Origin of the sequence: Azospirillum sp. SYSU D00513, from assembly GCF_017356015.1 — a bacterium.
Taxonomy (GTDB): domain Bacteria; phylum Pseudomonadota; class Alphaproteobacteria; order Azospirillales; family Azospirillaceae; genus Azospirillum.
Map to the genome: position 1 here is coordinate 240,322 of NZ_JAFIQV010000001.1, position 15,793 is coordinate 256,114.

The following is a 15,793-nucleotide window of genomic DNA, read 5'->3' on the forward strand; positions in this document are numbered from 1 at the left end:
CCAAACTAGCCGTCTCGGGCCTTCCGGTATAGGGTTTCCGCCATGAACAAGGACGTTCCCGATCACGACGCCAGCATCCTCTATTACGACGGCGACTACCCGTCGCTGGAGATCGGCGAGCCGGACGCCGGCGACGTGGCGGCACTCGCCCGGCTCGGCATACTGGGCGATGTTGCTTTCTACAAGGAACGGGCGGCGGCAGACGGCGGGCCGGTGCTGGAGATCGGCTGCGGCACGGGGCGCCTGACCATCCCGCTCGCCCGCGCCGGGCACGAGGTCTGGGCGGTGGACGTGTCCGACGCCATGCTCGCCCAGCTCCGTGCCAAGCTCGCGGCCGAGCCGGAGGCGGTGCGCGCCCGTGTCCATGCGGTGCGCGCGGACGCGGCCTCGCTGGACCTGCCGGCGCGGGACTTCCGGCTCGCCGCCGTCCCCTTCAACGTGCTGATGCTGATCCCCGATTTCCAGGCGCAACGGTCGACGCTGGCCTCGGCCGCAGCGCATCTGGCGCCGGGCGGGCGGCTGGCGCTGGACGTCATGAACCCGCTGACCCTGCCGATGGACGAGGACGCCTCGGCCGCCCCTTCCACACCCCGCCGCAACCCGCGCACCGGCAACCAGTATGTCCGGCGCTCCCGCTGCTCCCGCCTCGACGAGCGGCAGCGCCAGCGCATCCACGGCTGGTACGAGGAGCTGCTGCCGGACGGCCGGATCGAAATGAGCGAGTTTTCCTATCACTGGCGCATGATCTTCCGCTACGAGCTGGAATTGATGATCGAAGCGGCGGGCCTCGCCGTGGAAAGCGTCGCCGGCGACTTCGAAGGGGCTCCCTGGACGGTGGACAGCCGGCGGATCGTGGCCACGGCCATAAAGAAGTGATCCAGGTCATGAATGCGGCGAAAGACGCGCGCGGCGTTGCCCCGGCGGCGCGGATGGCCTAGAAACTTCGCCCCATGACACACCCGCTCCGCATCGGCACGCGCGGCAGCCCCCTGGCGCTGGCGCAGGCCCACGAGACCCGCGGCCGGCTGATCGCCGCCCATCCCCATCTGGCCGAGCCCGGCGCCATCGAGATCGTGGTGCTGAAGACGACCGGCGACCGCATCCAGGACCGCACCCTGGCCGAGGCCGGCGGCAAGGGCCTCTTCACCAAGGAGCTGGAGGAGGCGCTGTTCGACGGCCGCGCCGACCTCGCCGTCCATTCCATGAAGGACGTGCCGACCTGGCTGCCGGAGGGGCTGGAGATCTCCACCCTCCTCCCGCGCGAGGATCCGCGCGATGCCTTCTTCAGCCGCGAGGGCAAGCGGCTGGACGATCTGCCCGCCGGCTCGGTCATCGGCACCGCCGGCCTGCGCCGTCAGGCGCAGATCCTGGAGCGCCGCCCCGACCTGACGGTCGTGCCCTTCCGCGGCAACGTGCAGACCCGCCTCGCCAAGCTCGACGCCGGGGAGGTGGACGCCACGCTTCTGGCGCTGGCCGGCCTGCGCCGGCTCGGCCTGACCGAGCGCATCACCCAGGTCTTCGAGCCCGAGGAGATGCTGCCCGCCGTCGCCCAGGGCGCCATCGGGATCGAGATCCGCACGGACGACGCCGCCACCCGCGCCCTGCTGGCCCCGCTGCACTGCGCGGAGACGGCCTCGCGCGTGGCGGCGGAACGGGCGCTGCTGGCGGTGCTCGACGGCTCCTGCCGGACGCCGATCGCGGCGATGGCGACGCTGTCGGGCGACCGCCTGTCGTTGCGCGCCAAGGTGCTGTCGCACGACGGCCGGCAGGTCTTCCACGCCGAGCGGGAGGGTCCGATCGCCGACGCGGCCCTTCTCGGCGCCGAGGCGGGATCGGAGATCAAGTCCGTCCTGCCCCCGAACTTCTTCCAGGCCTGAGGCCCGCGGCGCCCATGGAAAGCGAGCGGCGCCCGCGGATCCTGGTGACCCGCCCGGCGGAGGACGCGGCCCCGCTCGCCGAAAAGTTGCGGTCCCGCGGCTACGAGGTGGCGCTGGAGCCAATGCTGGAAATGGTCTGGCTCGACGGACCGGAACCGGACCTGACCGGGGTCCAGGCCCTGCTCTTCACCAGCGCCAACGGCGTGCGCGCCTATGCGAAACGTACGGATCGACGCGACCGCCCGGCCTATGCCGTGGGTGATTCCACCGCCGCCGCCGCCCGCGCCATCGGCTTCGAGCGTGTGGAGAGCGCGTCGGGCGACGTGTACGCGCTGGCCGATCTGGTCCGGCGGCGCTGTGCCCCCGCTGCCGGCGGTCTGCTGCACGTGGCCGGCAGCAAGGTGGCGGGGGACCTCGCCGGCCTTCTGGGGCAGGCCGGATTTTCCGTGAGGCGGGAAACCCTGTACGAGGCCGTGGCCGCGACACGCCTCAGCGCGTTAACCTCCGAGGTACTGCGTACGGGTTCGGTGGAGGCCGCACTGTTTTTCTCTCCCCGTACCGCACGTTCCTTTGTTACGCTGTTGGGGGAGGCGGAGCTGGCCGGCTGTTGTCGTACGGTGGACGCCCTCTGCCTCAGTCCCGCGGTCGCGGATGCTGCACGTGCGTACGGCGCCTTGGGAGTGGTGCCGTGGAGGAGCGTACGGGCCGCGTCGCGGCCGGACCAGGACGGCCTGCTCGACCTGCTGGCGGCGCCCTAGCCGCGGCCGGGCGGGAGGGCCGAAGGCGCGTTCACGGCGTTCAAGAAAAACAGCGACCAAGAAGGCACACCAATGACCTCTCGCCAAGGCCCCGACAACGAGTCGACCCCCAACGGCCAGACACCGTCGGACCAGACGCCCAATTCCGGCAGCAACGCTTCCGGCCACGCCGCCGTCGAGCGCATCATCGAACGCTTCGGCGGCATCCGCCCGATGGCGTCCAAGCTGGACATTCCCGTCACCACCGTGCAGGGCTGGAAGAAGCGCGGGGCCATCCCGGTCGCGCGCCACGCCGACCTGCGGACCGCCGCCACCCGGCACAAGCTGCTGCTGGACGACGCCGACCTGACCGCCGCGACCCCCGCCGACGAGCAGGGCGCCGACACGCTGTTCGGCGACACGCCCGGCAGCGACACGATCATGGGCAACACGGTCATCTCCCCGGCGGACGTGGTCGCGACGCCCGAGTCCGGATCCGCCGACACCATCACGGGTGCCACCGGCGGCCCGGCCGGCTCCGGCGCGGACATGATCGGCACCGGCGAGAGCACGGCGGAAAGCACGGCGGCCACCGCCGGCACCACCGCCGCCCGCAGCTACGACCCGCCCGCCTCCGTCGCGAAGCACCGGCCCGAGCCGCGCCGTTCCGGCTCCGGCTTCGCGACGGCCGTGTCCCTGCTGGCGCTGATCGTCGGCGGCGCCGCCCTGTCGGAGCCCTGGTGGGGACCGCGCGTGCCCGGCTGGCCGCACGCCGGCCAGACGCAGACCGCCACGGCTCAGCCGGCGCCTGCCCAGACCGACCCGGCCGTCGCCGACCAGATCCGCCAGCTCAACGAGCGCATCGCCCAGCTCGAGCAGCGCCCGGTCCCGGCTCCGGCCGCGGGCGGCGACGCCGCTTCCACGGTCCCGGCGGTGGACACCCAGGCCCTGACCGGCCGGATCGATGCGCTGGAGCAGCGCCTCGCCTCGGTGGGCAGCGGCGACACGGCCGCCGCCCCGGCCCAGCCGGCCCCGCCGCCGGTGGATATCGCCCCGCTCGAGCAGAGCCTGGCGCAGCTCACCAGCCGCCTCGACGGGCTGGAGCAGCGCGGCAGCCAGCAGAGCGAACAGCAGCAGCGGGTCGCCGAGCTGACCCAGCGCCTGTCCGGGCTGGAGCAGCAGCTCTCCCAGGTCGGCCAGAACGCCAGCGCCGCCCAGGGCCTCCAGCAGGAGGTCGGGACGCTCAAGGAGCAGCTCGCCTCCGTGAACAAGACGGTGGAGGAGCGCAGCAACTCCGCCGCCGCGGCCCAGGCGATGGTGCTGGCGGCCGGCCAGCTCCGCAACACGCTGGCCGCCGGCCAGCCCTTCCAGTCGGACCTCCAGGCCGTGCGCTCGCTCGGCATCGGCGACCCGCAGATCACCCAGCCGCTCGACACGCTGGCGCCCTACGCCGCCAAGGGCATCCCGACCGAGCCGCAGCTGGCCGAACGCTTCGAGCCGCTGGCCGCCGAGATCGTCCGCGCCGACGACAAGGGCGATCCGCGCGACTGGCTCGACCAGGTCAAGGGCACGCTGGCAACCCTCGTGACCGTCCGCCAGGAAGGCGGCGGGGTGGTCGGCACCAGCACGGGCGCCATCGTCGCCCGCGCGGAAGCCGCGATCCAGAAGGGCGACATCCCCGGCGCCGTGCAGGAGCTGTCCGGCCTCCAGGGTCCGGCGGCGGCGGCGGCGGCCCCCTGGCTCGAGGACGCCAAGGCGCGGCTTGCCGCCAACCAGGCGACCCGGCAGCTCTCCAGCCGCGCCATCGCCCTGATGGGCAACGCGGCCGGCGCCACCAGCGGAAACGGAGCCGCGCAATGAGCCGCGCCATTTGGTTCCTGATCAAGGTCGCGATCATCGTCGCGGCCGCGATCTGGCTGGTCGAGCATCCGGGCTCGGTCAGCGTCAACTGGCAGGGCTATGTCGTCGAGACGAGCTTCACCATGGCCGTCATCATCGGCCTGGTGGCGCTCGGCGTCGCCGCCCTGCTCTACCGGCTCTACCGCGCCGTCCGCGGCGCCCCGACCCGGGTGCGCCGCTACAGCCGCACCCGCCGGCGCGAGCGCGGCTACAAGGCGCTGACCCAGGGCATGGTGGCGGTCGCCGCCGGCGACCCCTCCACCGCCCGCAAGATGGCCCGGCGCGCCGACGGCCTGCTGAACGAGCCGCCGCTCACCATGCTGCTGTCGGCCCAGGCCGCCCAGCTCCAGGGCGACGACCAGGCGGCCAAGCAGTATTTCACGGCCATGCTCGACCGGCCGGACACGGCCTTCCTCGGGCTGCGCGGCCTGCTCACCCAGGCGATCCGCTCGGGCGACCGGGTGGAGGCGCTCCAGCTCGCCCGCCGGGCGCAGGCGATCCAGCCCAACACGCCCTGGCTGCTCTCCACGCTCTATGACCTGGAGGCCCGGTCGGGCGACTGGGCCGCGGCGGAGGGCACGCTTCAGCAGGCCATGCACGCCAAAGCCATCCCGGCCGCCGAGGGACGCCACCACCGCGCCGCCCTGCTGCTGGAGCGCAGCTTCGAGGCGGAACGGCGCGGGCGCGCCGATTCGGCCCTGTCCCACGCCCAGGCGGCGCACGACCTCGTGCCCGGCTTCGTGCCGGCCGCGGTCCGGGTCGCCCGGCTGCTCATCGCCGCCGGCCGTACCAAGCCGGCGACCAAGGCGCTGGAGCGCGCCTGGCGCGAGACCCCGCACCCGGACCTGTCCGACGTCTACCGGGACCTCGTGCCCGGCGAGGCGCCGCTGACCCGCGTGAAGCGGTTCGAGCGGCTGCTGAACGTGGCGCCGAACCATGTCGAGGGGCATCTGGCTCTCGCCCGCGCGTCGCTGGACGCGCAGCTCTGGGGCGAGGCGCGGGCGCACCTGAACAAGGCGCTGGAGCTTCGGCCCTCCCGCCGCGCCTACCAGCTCCTGGCCGAGCTGGAGCGCAGCGAGCACAAGAACGACGAGGCCGCCACAGCCTGGATCGCCAAGGCCGCTTCGGCCGAGCCCGACCCGGCCTGGACCTGCACGGCCTGCGGCGCCGCCACCCATGTCTGGAGCGGGCTCTGCCCCCATTGCGGCAGCTTCGACAGCCTGACCTGGAAGGCGCCGGCCCCGGCGGTCGCCCTGACGCTGCCGGAGCAGCCGAGGGTCCTGGGCGGCCTGCCCGACCTGTCTCCCGGCACGCCGGCCGCCTCGCCATCACCGGCGGGATAGCCCACCGGACCGGACAGCGAAGCATGGCAGAGGCCCCTTCCACAGCCCGTGGAAGGGGCCTTCTTCATTTGTGTATAAAGGGTTTCGCAAGACTCCCCCTCGTAGAAGGGGGATGCCTACAGGGCCATTCACCCGCAAGGGGCGACCGGGGCCGGAACGGGCGGAGGCGATGGACGACAGCGTTGAACATGCAGCCGCCGGCACGGGTGGGGCGGGCGGCGATCCGGCGCTGGCGGCGGCGGTCGTGGCCGGCGCGCTCGACGGCATCCTGACGGTGGACGCGGACGGGCGGCTGGTGGAATTCAACCCTGCGGCCGAACGCACGCTGGGCTGGCGCCGCGAAGAGGTGCTGGGGCGGCGCCCGGAAGGGTTGATCCTCGCCGACGGCGCACGGCTCGACCAGGGGGACCGGCTGGGACGCCGGCTGGAGGTCGAGGCCCTGCGCCGCGACGGCACGCGCTTTCCGGCCGAGCTGTCGGTGACGGAGACCCGTGTCGGCGCCACCCTCTTCCGCACCGCGACCCTGCGCGACATTACCGACCGCCGGAGCGCCGAGCGCGCCCTGCTGGAGGCCAAGGCCCGCGCCGAACACGCGGTGCAGGCCAAGAGCACCTTCCTCGCCAACATGAGCCACGAGCTGCGCACGCCGCTCAACGCCATCATCGGCTTCTCCGAGATCCTCCGGCATCAGCTCCTCGGCCCGCTGGGGGAGGCGAAATACGCGGAGTTCGCCGCCGACATGCACGAAAGCGGCAATCTGCTGCTGGGCATCATCAACGACGTGCTCGACATGGCCCGCATCGAGGCGGGCGAGATGACCCTGACGCGGGAGAGCATCGACATCGGGGCGGTGGTCCGCTCCTGCCTGCAGATGGTCCGCGACCGCGCCGCCAAGGGCGAGGTGACGCTGATCGACGAGACCGGCCCCCTGCCGGTCGGGCTGCTGGCCGACCGGGTCGCGGTGATGAAGATCCTGCTGAACCTGGTCTCCAACGCCGTGAAGTTCACGCCGCCCGGCGGCAGCGCGCGGGTGGGAGCCGCGCTGGACCGCTCCGGTGCCGTGGTGCTGACCGTCGCCGACACCGGCATCGGCATCCCGGAAGAGGCGCTGGAGCGCGTGTTCGAGCCCTTCCAGCAGGCGGACATGAGCGCCACCCGCACGCATGAGGGTCCCGGCCTCGGCCTGACCATCACCCGCGCCCTGGTCGAGCTGCATGGCGGCAGCATCAGGCTGGAGAGCCGGTCCGGCACGGGAACGACCGCGACCGTCCGATTCCCCCCGGCGGCCGAGCCCTGACCGGCGCCGCCGCATGGAACAGCCCCCGCCGTCCATTCCGGCCCGGCTTCCCGTTCCACTTCCGGGGCCGCCGAAACCGGCGCCCCGCTGGCAGGCCCTCCGCCGCCGGATGTCTGGGCGCCCCGCCCTCGTGCTCGCCGTCCTGGCGCCCCTGCCGGCCATGGCGCTGCTGCTGGGCCTCCTCGCCTCCTCCGCCCTGAGGGAGGCCGGGGAACGCCGCCTCGGGGACGCGGCGGACGCGCTGGCGCGGAGCGTCGAGCGGGACATCGCCGAGGTCGGGGCGGCGCTGGAGACGGCGGTGCTCCTCACCGGCTTTCCCGCCGATCCGGGGCGCTTTCAAGAAGTGGCGCGCCGCTTGCGCGACGGGCGTCCGGGCTGGCGCGCGGTCTTCCTGGCCACCGCCTACGGGCGCGTGACGGCCGGCAGCGACGGCGTTCCCACGGCACCGCCGCCCTACGCCGCCGCCGTGCGCGCGGCCATCCTGGAGGGGCGCATCACCGTTTCGGGCCGGCTGGGCGCGGAAGGCGCCGCGTCGGTCGCGGTGGCGCTTCCCCTGCGGCGCGACGGCATGGTGGAGGCCGTGGTCGGCGCCATCATCGAGCTGGAGGACTGGCCCCGTCTTCCCCGGCCGGAGGGCTGGAGCGCCGTCCTCACCGACGAGGAGGGGCTGAGGCTCGCCGGGGCAGGGCCGGGCGAGGGATCACCGGCGATGGCGGCCCTCGCCGCCCGGCGTCCGGTGGCGGGCGGCTGGACCGTCTCGGTCGAGGCGCCGGAGGCGCCGGGCGGGATCTGGCCGGCCGCCGCCGCCACTCTGGCCGCCGGCCTGGCGTTGGCCGGCATCGCCCTGGCACGTCTTCTTCGCCGCTGGTGAGGGCGCGGGAATCGCGTATCATCGCCCCTGCCGGAACGGCGCGGGCGGCTTGAAGGAGTTGCGGTTTTTACCCAAATCTCCGACGCCTGCCCGTGCGGCACGGCGGAACCGGTGAGAGGCAGCGAATGACGAAGTGGGTGGGAACGGCGGGCCTGCGGGTCCTGATGGCGGCCGTGGTTGCGGGCGGCGTGGCGATGGCGCCCACGACGATCCCGGCGCAGGCGGCCCTTCCCGCAGCCGGTGCGACGACCATCGCGCCGCTGCTGAACCAGGTGACGCCGGCCGTGGTCAACATCGCGGTGCTGTCCCAGGCGCCGCAGGCCGACAACCCGCTGCTGCGGGATCCCTTCTTCCGCCGCTTCTTCAACGTCCCCGAACAGCGCGCGCGGCCGCAGGTCAGCGCCGGGTCGGGCGTGATCATCGACGCGCGTCGCGGCTACGTCGTCACCAACAACCATGTGGTGGAGAACGCGCGGGAGATCATGGTCACGCTGAAGGACCGCCGCCAGATCCGCGCGAAGCTGGTCGGGCGCGATCCCGCGACCGACATCGCGCTGCTGCAGATCCAGGCGGACCGGCTGACGGCCCTGCCCATGGGCGATTCGGACGCGCTCCAGGTCGGCGACTTCGTGGTCGCCATCGGCAACCCGTTCGGGCTGGGCCAGACGGTGACCTCGGGCATCGTCTCGGCGCTCGGGCGCGGCGGGCTGAAGCCGGAAGGCTACGAGGACTACATCCAGACCGACGCCTCCATCAACCCCGGCAACTCGGGCGGCGCGCTCGTCGCCTTCAACGGTCAGCTCATCGGCATCAACACCGCCATCATCAGCCCGGCCGGTGCCTCGGCGGGCATCGGCTTCGCGGTGCCGGTCACCATCGTGCGCGCGGTGGTGGACCAGCTATTGGAGTATGGCGAGGTGCGGCGCGGCCGGCTCGGCGTCGCCATCCAGGATCTCACGCCCGACCTCGCGGAAAGCATGAACCTGCTGGACATCGAAGGGGCCGTGATCGCCAAGGTGGAGCCGGGCTCGCCGGCCGACCGCGCCGGCATGCGCAGCGGCGACGTGGTGGTCGCCGTGGACGGCCGCCCGGTCCGCAGCGGCACCGACCTGCGCAACCGCATCGGGCTGATGCGCGTCGGCACCCCTGCCCAGCTCACCGTGCTGCGTGATGGCCGGGAGCGCACGCTGAACATCCGCACGGCGAGCTAGGACCCGAATTGGCCTCTCCTCCTCCCCGCCGGCCGGCTCCCGCCGCGCCGCAGCCGAGCGCCGCCCAGCGCCAGCGCGAGATCGCCAAGCTGCTCATCCGGCTGGACGCCATGCTGAAGCAGGCGAGCGAACTGGCCACGGCGGCGCGCGAGCGGGTCTCGGTCGGCGGGCTGACCCGTTACCGCGCCTTCACCAAGCAGGTCCGCGACTTCTTCGCGCTCGCCGCCGTGACCCAGGAACGGCTGGACGCGGCGCCGGCGGAGATGGGGGAGATGACCGCCACCCTGACCACCGCGCTGGAGCGCATGCACGCGCGCATGGTGGTGCTGTTCGTGGAGGCGAGCGCCCTGTTCTTCACGGGCTTCGCGCGCGTGAAGGCGCTGCCCATCGGCACGCACGAGATCTGCGGGCTGGAGCTGCGCGGCCTGATCGAGATCCGGAAATTCCTGGACGACCCGCTCTACGACGGCGAGCGCGGGCAGAAGCTGCGCGACGACGCCGACCGTATCGCCGACCTGATGCGGGTGGTGATGAACCGCATTCCCCCGCTGCCGGATTTCGGCGACGCACCGAGCGTCGGGCCGAAGGGGACGGTCAACAAGCCCTTGCGGACGCCCCGGCGGACGGTGGACCGCCCGCCGCCTCCGGTGCCCAGGAATGGAGCGGCCGCGGGGATTTCGGCGGGAATGACGGCGGATCCGGCGTCATCGCAGCCGGTCCGTCGGCCACAGCCCCCGGCCATGCCGCAGCCGCCCGCCCGCCCCGCCCTGCCTCCGGAGGCGCCGCCCGCCCCCGATCCCCGCCTCGAAGTCCGCACCCTGTCGCTGGACGATCTGGAGGACGAGGAAGACGGGGATGGCGGAGCGAACGGCGCTCAGTAGCGCCGGTCGCTGGTCAGGGCGCCGACGGCGGCACCGGCGGCACCGCCGATCAGCCCGCCCGTGACAGCGCTGCCGCCGGTCAGCGCGCCCAGAGTCGCGCCGCCGGCCGCCCCGATGGCCCCGCCGCTCAGCGTCCGCTGTTCGGTGTGGCTCATGTTGGAGCAGCCGGCCAGAAGAACGGCCCCGAACAGGGCCGCGCTCATCGTCTTCAGCATGGAATTACCCGCGATCAGGTTCTTATCGTTAGGGCGCCGGCTCGTTGGCCGCCACCGCGCGCATGATCGCCGGTTGAGCCGAGGTGCGTTTGTGATGATTCCGAGACATGCCGGGATGACAGCTCGTGTTTTCGGCATAGCCCAATCGATGGAGTTCGCCTGTTCATCCGACCCCCGGCACCCCGAGGAACGCACGAAAGAGTTGTTGCGCCTTCCGACAATCGAACCCTATACAGAATCAATCGCACACGATCCGGCACTCCGCTTCCCAAACGGCGGGGCCGGCATGACCGGCAAGCGGACGATGGACAACACGACGCGCCAAAGAACGCTGGAGTATTTCGAGCGGCTCGGTCTCGACAAGGTGCGGCTTTACGTCGCCATTGACTGCGAGCGCTACCTCGGCGATTGGCAGGTGCGCGAACTGGCCGACCAATGGATCGCCAGCAAGGACGACGAAGCCCGCCGGCGCCCGCTGTGGCGGAGGCTGCTGGGGCGGCGGTGAGGGGGTTCCGCCGCGTTGGGTGCTCAAGAGAAGAATGCTGATCCGTCGCGCTGGGAAAGCGCACGGCGCAAGCTTTGACAGCCGTTTTCTCCCTCTCCCCTCCCTGTCCCCGGAGGGGAGAGGGGAATACCGCCCCTCACGCAGCGCCGGCGACGCGCATGGCCTTGCGCAGGTCGTTGGGCGAGACCGGCTTGAGGAGAAGGCGGTAGCCGTTGTCCTCGGCCTCGCGCAGACGCTCGGGCGCGGTGTCGCCGGTCAGGATGATGCCGGGGACGTTGTTGCCGATCAGCTGCTGGACACCGTTCAGAGCCTCCGGCCCGGTGCGGCCCTGCTGGAGCTGGTAGTCGGCCAGCAGAAGCTGCGGCCGCCGGCCGTCGGCGCGCAGCCGCTCCAGCGCCTGCTCGCCCGAGCGGGCGGTGAGTACGTCGAACCCCCAGCCTTCCAGCATGGTCTTGAGGCCGAGCAGAATGATCGCCTCGTCGTCGATCACCAGCACCAGCCCCTTGGAGCCGGAGGCGGCCGGTTCCGCCGTCGGCGCGGGAAGCGCGACGCGGGCTGGGGCGGGTTTCGGCACCGCCCTCACCGCGCCCAGGGCGGCGGCGACACCCGTGGCCGCCGGAGCGATGCCCCGCGGTCCGCCGGCCGCCTTCACCGCCTCCGCCAGCGCGGTGACCGAGGCGCCGCCGGCCGGCCGGGGCGCCGCATGCCGGGCGGAGCCGACGCGCGGCAGCTCCAGCGTGAAGGCCGAGCCGCTGCCGACCCGCGAGCGCACGGCGATGCGGTGGCCGAGAAGCTGCGACAGCCGCTTGACGATGGCGAGGCCCAGCCCCAGGCCGCGCTCCCCGCCGCGCTCGCCGATCTGGGTGAACTCCTCGAAGATCTCGTCCATGCGGTCCGGCGGGATGCCGACGCCGCTGTCGCAGACCTCGACCCGCACCGTGCCGGCCCGGTGGCGGCAGCCGATGAGGATGCGGCCCTCCCGGGTGTAGCGCAGCGCGTTTTCGATGAAGTTGCGCAGGATGCGCTCCAGCAGCACCGGGTCGCTGCGCACCCAGGCCCTCGTCGGGATCGCCCGCAGGGACAGTCCCTTCTGGCGGGCGCGCGGCTCATACTCGGCGACGAGGCGGCCGAGCACCTGGTTCACCCGGATGTCGGCGAGGTTGACCTCCATCTTGCCGGATTCGAGCCGCGACATGTCGAGCAGCCCGTCCAGCAGCCCCTTCAGCGCGTCGAGCGACTGGCGCATGCGGTCGAGCATGGGCTGGGCGGGATGCCCCTGGATCCGCTCGGCCAGGGCGGCGGCGAAGAGATAGAGCGACTGGACCGGCTGGCGAAGGTCGTGGCTCGCCACGGCGAGGAACTTCGACTTGGCGCTGGCGGCCCGTTCGGCCTCCTCGCGCGCCCCTTGCAGTTCGGCCTCGGCGCGCTTGCGGTCGGTCACGTCCACGGCGGCGCAGGTCACGCCGACGATGGTGCCGCGGGGGTCGCGCAGGGGATCGACCGTCAGGTCGAAGAAGAGGGTCTCGCTGCCATGGTGGAGGGCGATCTCCTCCCGCGCGCCCTGACCGGTCTCCAGCACGCCACGCTTGATGTCCTCGACGCGCTCGGCGTCCTCGGCCCGCTCGAACAGCTCGCGGTCGGTCCGGCCGATGACCTCGGCGACCGTGTAGCCCAGCACCGGGCCGTGGATCCAGCTGTAGCGCAGCTCGCGGTCCTGGTTGAAGACCACGACGCGCGAGTTGCGCAGCGCCGTCTGGAACCGCTCCGTCGTGACGCTCAGGCTGCGCTCGCGAGCCTCCAGCGCCTCGGCCATGGCGTCGAAGGCGCGGCCGAGCTGGACAAGTTCGGGGCTGGCGGCGCGCAGGTCGGCGCGCGCGGCGGACCGGCCGGCGGTCCAGTCTTGGGCGGCCCGCGCCAGCGCCTCGACCGGCCGGCGCAGGAACAGCGTTCCGCCGAACCAGGCGGCGAGCACCGCGACCAGGAAGCCGGCGACGGCCAGGGCCAGCTCGATGCGGGCGGCCCGCTCGATGCCCTGCATCGCCAGGGCGCGGTCGATGGACACGCTCACGAACAGGTCGCGCACGCCCTCGGTCGGGGGCGACCAGGCGACCACATGCTCCCGCCCCTGCCGGTCCTTCAGATGGACGATCCCGCCGACGCGGCTGGCGAGAAGCTGGAGCAGGGATTCGGGAAGGCGGTCGCCCCGGTTGAACCTGCCCTGCGGAAAGGCGGCCAGCACGGTTCCCTTGCGGTCGGCGACGGTCAAGCTGGCGCCGGGGGGCAGTTCGCCCGCGGAGAAGCGGCCGGACAGGGAGGGCAGCGGCAGGGCCATGGCGACGACGCCCGCGGTTTCGCCGTCGGCGCCGGCGAAGGGCGTGGCGAAGGGCAGGAAGGCGGGGCCGTCCTTGTCCTCGGCGGCGGACCGGCCCGGCGGCGTCCATTCCCCGACGACGAAGTCCCCCTCGTCGAGCGCGCGCCGGACATAGCCGTAGCCGGCGACCGAGCCGCCCGCGAGGTCCGGGTCGGCGCTGCACAGCACCTGGCCGTCCCGGCCGGCGGCCAGCACCGTCCGGTGCGAGGGGGAGCGGCGGGCGAGCCGTTCCAGATAAGCCTGGCAGGCCGCGCCGTCACCGTCGCGCAGGGGCGCCGCCTCGGCCAGGCCCGCCAGGGTCAGCCGCGCCTCCTCGACCAGATGCGCCTCCTCCGCCTCCACGAAGCCGAGCAGGCGAGTCGCCTGCGCTTCCAGCGCGCGCTCGCGCTCGGCGCGGATCTGGAAGACGCCGTAGGCCTGGATGCCGACGGCCGGGAGGACGGCGATCAGAACAAGAAGGAAGAGGCGGGCCGGGAGGGTCATGGGCGTGCAAAAGCCTCGTGAGAGGCGACGTACCGGCGGGACCCACGCGAGCCCACGGCGCCGCCGCCCCGATTACTAAGTCCGCCATGGTTAATTCACGGTTAATTCTGTGACCAACTCGCTCGGCGCGGAAGAGTTAGGCCGAAGCGTGGCCTTCACCACGAAAGATAAACTCTGTGGCAATTGCCATGAAGCTCCACCTTATCTTTGCGGATAATTTTATCTTTCCACTGAACGATCAATCAAAAACCGCCGGCCTCAAGCCGGCGAAGGGAAAGGCGGCGGGAACAGGCCGCTCTCCTCCTTGTTGATGAGGCACCATGACCATGCCCTTCCGCACGCCCCCCCGCCTCACCAACCCCGACGGCGCGCCGCGCCGCGTCGGCGTCGAGCTGGAATTCGCGAACCTGGACGCGCCGACAACGGCGGCGCTGGTGCGCGAGCTGTATGGGGGCACGGTTGAGGTCGAGGACCCGCACCGCTGCGCCGTGCGCGGGACCCGCCTCGGCGACTTCGCGGTGGAGCTGGACATGCGCGCGGCCCACCCGGACAAGAAGGAAGTGGACGCGAACGGCGAATCCGTCCTGCCCGGCCGGCTGGACCAGCTCCGCGACAGCCTGCGCCCCCTGCTGGGCAGCATCGGCAGCTTGGTCATGCCCTTCGAGATCGCCGCCCCGCCCGTGCCCATCGGGCAGCTGGCCGAGCTGGAGCCGCTGATCGCCGGCCTGCGCGCGCGTGGCGCCGAGGGGACCGACGCCAGCCCGCTCTTCGCCTTCGGCCTCCATTTCAACCCGGAGGTGGCGAGCTTCGATGCCGATTACCTGCTGGACCACCTGAAATCCTTCCTGGTGCTGGCACCCTGGCTGCGCAACGAGATCCGCGTCGATCCGACGCGCCGGCTGTCGGGCTTCATCGCCGCCTTCCCGGTGGAATACGCGGCCAAGGTGGTCGATCCGGCCTACCGGCCCGACCGCCGGACGCTGATCGCCGACTATCTGGAGGCCAACCCGTCGCGCAACCGGGAGCTGGACCTGTTCCCGCTTTTCGCGCACATCGACCGGGAGATCTTGTTCGCCAAGGTCAAGGATCCGCATGTGAGGCCGCGCCCGACCTTCCATTACCGGCTGCCCAACGCGCGGCTCGGCGATCCCGGCTGGTCGCTCGCCGAGGACTGGAACCGCTGGGTCATGGTGGAGGAGCTGGCCGCCGACCGCGAGCGGCTGGACCGGCTGGGCGCCGCCTACCGTGACCTCGCGGCGCGGCGCGGCCTCGACGGCTGGGCGGACGAGGCCGGCCGGGAGCTGGCACAGCTCCGGCGGGCGGGCTGATCCGGTGGCCTCGGTCCTGACCTCCGCCCGGCCGCTGGTCGGCGTCACGGCCTCGGTCCACGGCAGCCGCGTCGCCTGGTGGGCCAACCGGCTGGCGCTCTGGCGCGCCGGCGCCCGCGCCGTGCGCATCACCGCCGACAGCCCCTACCCCATCGACGAGCTGGACGGGTTGGTGGTCGGCGGCGGCGACGACATCGACGCCTCGCTCTACGGCGAGGCCGCCCGCCCGCACATCCGCATCGACCCGCAGCGCGACCGGCTGGAGCTGAACGCGCTGGACTGCGCGGAGAAACGCCGCCTGCCGGTGCTCGGCATCTGCCGCGGCTCGCAGATGATCAACGTCCACCGAGGCGGCACGCTGCACATGGACATCCACGAGGTCTACGAGGAGGCCCAGCGCATGCGCACGGTGCTGCCGCGCAAGCGCATCCGCATCGAGCCGGACAGCCGCCTCTACGGCATCCTCGGCATCGGCGAGTGCCGGGTGAACGCCCTGCACCACCAGTCGGTGAACCGGCTCGGCGACGGGCTGCGCACCGTCGCGCGCGAGCGGTCCGGCGTCGTCCAGGGCATCGAGTCGGCGAACCACCCCTTCCTGATCGGGGTCCAGTGGCACCCCGAGTATCTCGTGGCCGACGAGCGCCAGCAGGGGCTGTTCCGCACGCTGGTGGACGCCTCGGCCGGCCATCCCGCCCTGGTTGCCGCGTAAGGGATGGGGAACATGCAAGCGCCCATGGGGTTCTTCGGAGGTGAACCGCCGCGCTTTCGTCCGGCG

At 72.5% G+C, this 15,793-nt stretch carries 14 protein-coding genes; 12 read left to right on the plus strand and 2 right to left on the minus strand.

The window, feature by feature from the left end; all coding sequences use genetic code 11:
- Nucleotides 1-42: 42 nt before the first annotated feature.
- The 9 genes from JUB11_RS01100 to JUB11_RS01140 all read left to right on the plus strand — a co-directional run bounded on the left by JUB11_RS01100 (nt 43) and on the right by JUB11_RS01140 (nt 10,116).
- On the plus strand, nt 43-876 hold the full coding sequence (locus JUB11_RS01100) for a class I SAM-dependent methyltransferase (RefSeq protein WP_207455414.1): 834 nt from the start codon (nt 43-45) through the stop codon (nt 874-876).
- A gap of 74 nt (nt 877-950) precedes the next feature.
- Nucleotides 951-1,877 (plus strand): hydroxymethylbilane synthase, encoded by a 927-nt coding sequence (gene hemC, locus JUB11_RS01105; protein ID WP_207455415.1) that lies wholly within the window; start codon nt 951-953, stop codon nt 1,875-1,877.
- Nucleotides 1,878-1,891: 14 nt separating this feature from the next.
- Nucleotides 1,892-2,635: a uroporphyrinogen-III synthase gene (locus tag JUB11_RS01110; RefSeq protein WP_207455416.1), complete on the plus strand. Its 744-nt coding sequence runs from the start codon at nt 1,892-1,894 to the stop codon at nt 2,633-2,635.
- A gap of 72 nt (nt 2,636-2,707) precedes the next feature.
- Entirely contained in the window at nt 2,708-4,474 is a 1,767-nt protein-coding gene (locus tag JUB11_RS01115; protein WP_207455417.1) for a mitofilin family membrane protein, read from the plus strand.
- Complete coding sequence (locus tag JUB11_RS01120; RefSeq protein ID WP_207455418.1) at nt 4,471-5,856, plus strand: heme biosynthesis HemY N-terminal domain-containing protein; 1,386 nt, start codon at nt 4,471-4,473, stop codon at nt 5,854-5,856. Before JUB11_RS01115 ends, JUB11_RS01120 begins: the two co-directional genes overlap by 4 nt.
- 169 nt (nt 5,857-6,025) lie before the next feature.
- Complete coding sequence (locus tag JUB11_RS01125) at nt 6,026-7,153, plus strand: HAMP domain-containing sensor histidine kinase (protein WP_207455419.1); 1,128 nt, start codon at nt 6,026-6,028, stop codon at nt 7,151-7,153.
- A 109-nt stretch (nt 7,154-7,262) separates the two neighbouring features.
- Nucleotides 7,263-8,024: a hypothetical protein gene (locus tag JUB11_RS01130; RefSeq protein ID WP_207455420.1), complete on the plus strand. Its 762-nt coding sequence runs from the start codon at nt 7,263-7,265 to the stop codon at nt 8,022-8,024.
- 125 nt (nt 8,025-8,149) lie between these two features.
- Nucleotides 8,150-9,235, plus strand: a complete 1,086-nt coding sequence (locus JUB11_RS01135; RefSeq protein ID WP_207455421.1) for a Do family serine endopeptidase — start codon at nt 8,150-8,152, stop codon at nt 9,233-9,235.
- An 8-nt stretch (nt 9,236-9,243) separates the two neighbouring features.
- Nucleotides 9,244-10,116 carry a hypothetical protein gene (locus JUB11_RS01140; RefSeq protein ID WP_207455423.1) on the plus strand — a complete coding sequence of 291 codons (873 nt, stop codon included), beginning with the start codon at nt 9,244-9,246 and terminating at the stop codon, nt 10,114-10,116.
- Here JUB11_RS01140 and JUB11_RS01145 read toward each other — a convergent pair.
- Nucleotides 10,110-10,331 carry a YMGG-like glycine zipper-containing protein gene (locus JUB11_RS01145; protein ID WP_207455425.1) on the minus strand — a complete coding sequence of 74 codons (222 nt, stop codon included), beginning with the start codon at nt 10,329-10,331 and terminating at the stop codon, nt 10,110-10,112. The two genes, JUB11_RS01140 and JUB11_RS01145, sit on opposite strands and share 7 nt — an antisense overlap.
- A 304-nt stretch (nt 10,332-10,635) precedes the next feature.
- On the opposite strand from JUB11_RS01145, the gene JUB11_RS01150 reads away from it, so the two are divergent.
- The gene (locus JUB11_RS01150; protein WP_207455427.1) at nt 10,636-10,836 is read left to right on the plus strand and encodes a hypothetical protein; all 201 of its coding nucleotides are present in this window, start codon (nt 10,636-10,638) and stop codon (nt 10,834-10,836) included.
- Nucleotides 10,837-10,972: 136 nt separating this feature from the next.
- Here JUB11_RS01150 and JUB11_RS01155 read toward each other — a convergent pair whose 3' ends face one another.
- On the minus strand, nt 10,973-13,690 hold the full coding sequence (locus tag JUB11_RS01155; protein ID WP_207455429.1) for an ATP-binding protein: 2,718 nt from the start codon (nt 13,688-13,690) through the stop codon (nt 10,973-10,975).
- Nucleotides 13,691-14,010: 320 nt separating this feature from the next.
- Between JUB11_RS01155 and JUB11_RS01160 the strand changes: the two genes are divergently transcribed.
- Together JUB11_RS01160 and JUB11_RS01165 are read left to right on the plus strand one after the other, a co-directional pair.
- Nucleotides 14,011-15,018 (plus strand): amidoligase family protein, encoded by a 1,008-nt coding sequence (locus tag JUB11_RS01160; RefSeq protein WP_207455430.1) that lies wholly within the window; start codon nt 14,011-14,013, stop codon nt 15,016-15,018.
- Between the two features lie 4 nt (nt 15,019-15,022).
- On the plus strand, nt 15,023-15,727 hold the full coding sequence (locus JUB11_RS01165; RefSeq protein WP_207455432.1) for a gamma-glutamyl-gamma-aminobutyrate hydrolase family protein: 705 nt from the start codon (nt 15,023-15,025) through the stop codon (nt 15,725-15,727).
- The last annotated feature ends 66 nt before the right edge of the window (nt 15,728-15,793 follow it).

What these genes read in the sequence shown, in the direction of transcription:
- JUB11_RS01100 (WP_207455414.1), top strand. Translation starts at nt 43, where the DNA reads ATGAACAAGGACGTTCCCGATCACGACGCCAGCATCCTCTATTACGAC.
- hemC (WP_207455415.1), top strand. Translation starts at nt 951, where the DNA reads ATGACACACCCGCTCCGCATCGGCACGCGCGGCAGCCCCCTGGCGCTG.
- JUB11_RS01110 (WP_207455416.1), top strand. Translation starts at nt 1,892, where the DNA reads ATGGAAAGCGAGCGGCGCCCGCGGATCCTGGTGACCCGCCCGGCGGAG.
- JUB11_RS01115 (WP_207455417.1), top strand. Translation starts at nt 2,708, where the DNA reads ATGACCTCTCGCCAAGGCCCCGACAACGAGTCGACCCCCAACGGCCAG.
- JUB11_RS01120 (WP_207455418.1), top strand. Translation starts at nt 4,471, where the DNA reads ATGAGCCGCGCCATTTGGTTCCTGATCAAGGTCGCGATCATCGTCGCG.
- JUB11_RS01125 (WP_207455419.1), top strand. Translation starts at nt 6,026, where the DNA reads ATGGACGACAGCGTTGAACATGCAGCCGCCGGCACGGGTGGGGCGGGC.
- JUB11_RS01130 (WP_207455420.1), top strand. Translation starts at nt 7,263, where the DNA reads ATGTCTGGGCGCCCCGCCCTCGTGCTCGCCGTCCTGGCGCCCCTGCCG.
- JUB11_RS01135 (WP_207455421.1), top strand. Translation starts at nt 8,150, where the DNA reads ATGACGAAGTGGGTGGGAACGGCGGGCCTGCGGGTCCTGATGGCGGCC.
- JUB11_RS01145 (WP_207455425.1), bottom strand. Translation starts at nt 10,331, where the DNA reads ATGCTGAAGACGATGAGCGCGGCCCTGTTCGGGGCCGTTCTTCTGGCC.
- JUB11_RS01150 (WP_207455427.1), top strand. Translation starts at nt 10,636, where the DNA reads ATGGACAACACGACGCGCCAAAGAACGCTGGAGTATTTCGAGCGGCTC.
- JUB11_RS01155 (WP_207455429.1), bottom strand. Translation starts at nt 13,690, where the DNA reads ATGACCCTCCCGGCCCGCCTCTTCCTTCTTGTTCTGATCGCCGTCCTC.
- JUB11_RS01160 (WP_207455430.1), top strand. Translation starts at nt 14,011, where the DNA reads ATGACCATGCCCTTCCGCACGCCCCCCCGCCTCACCAACCCCGACGGC.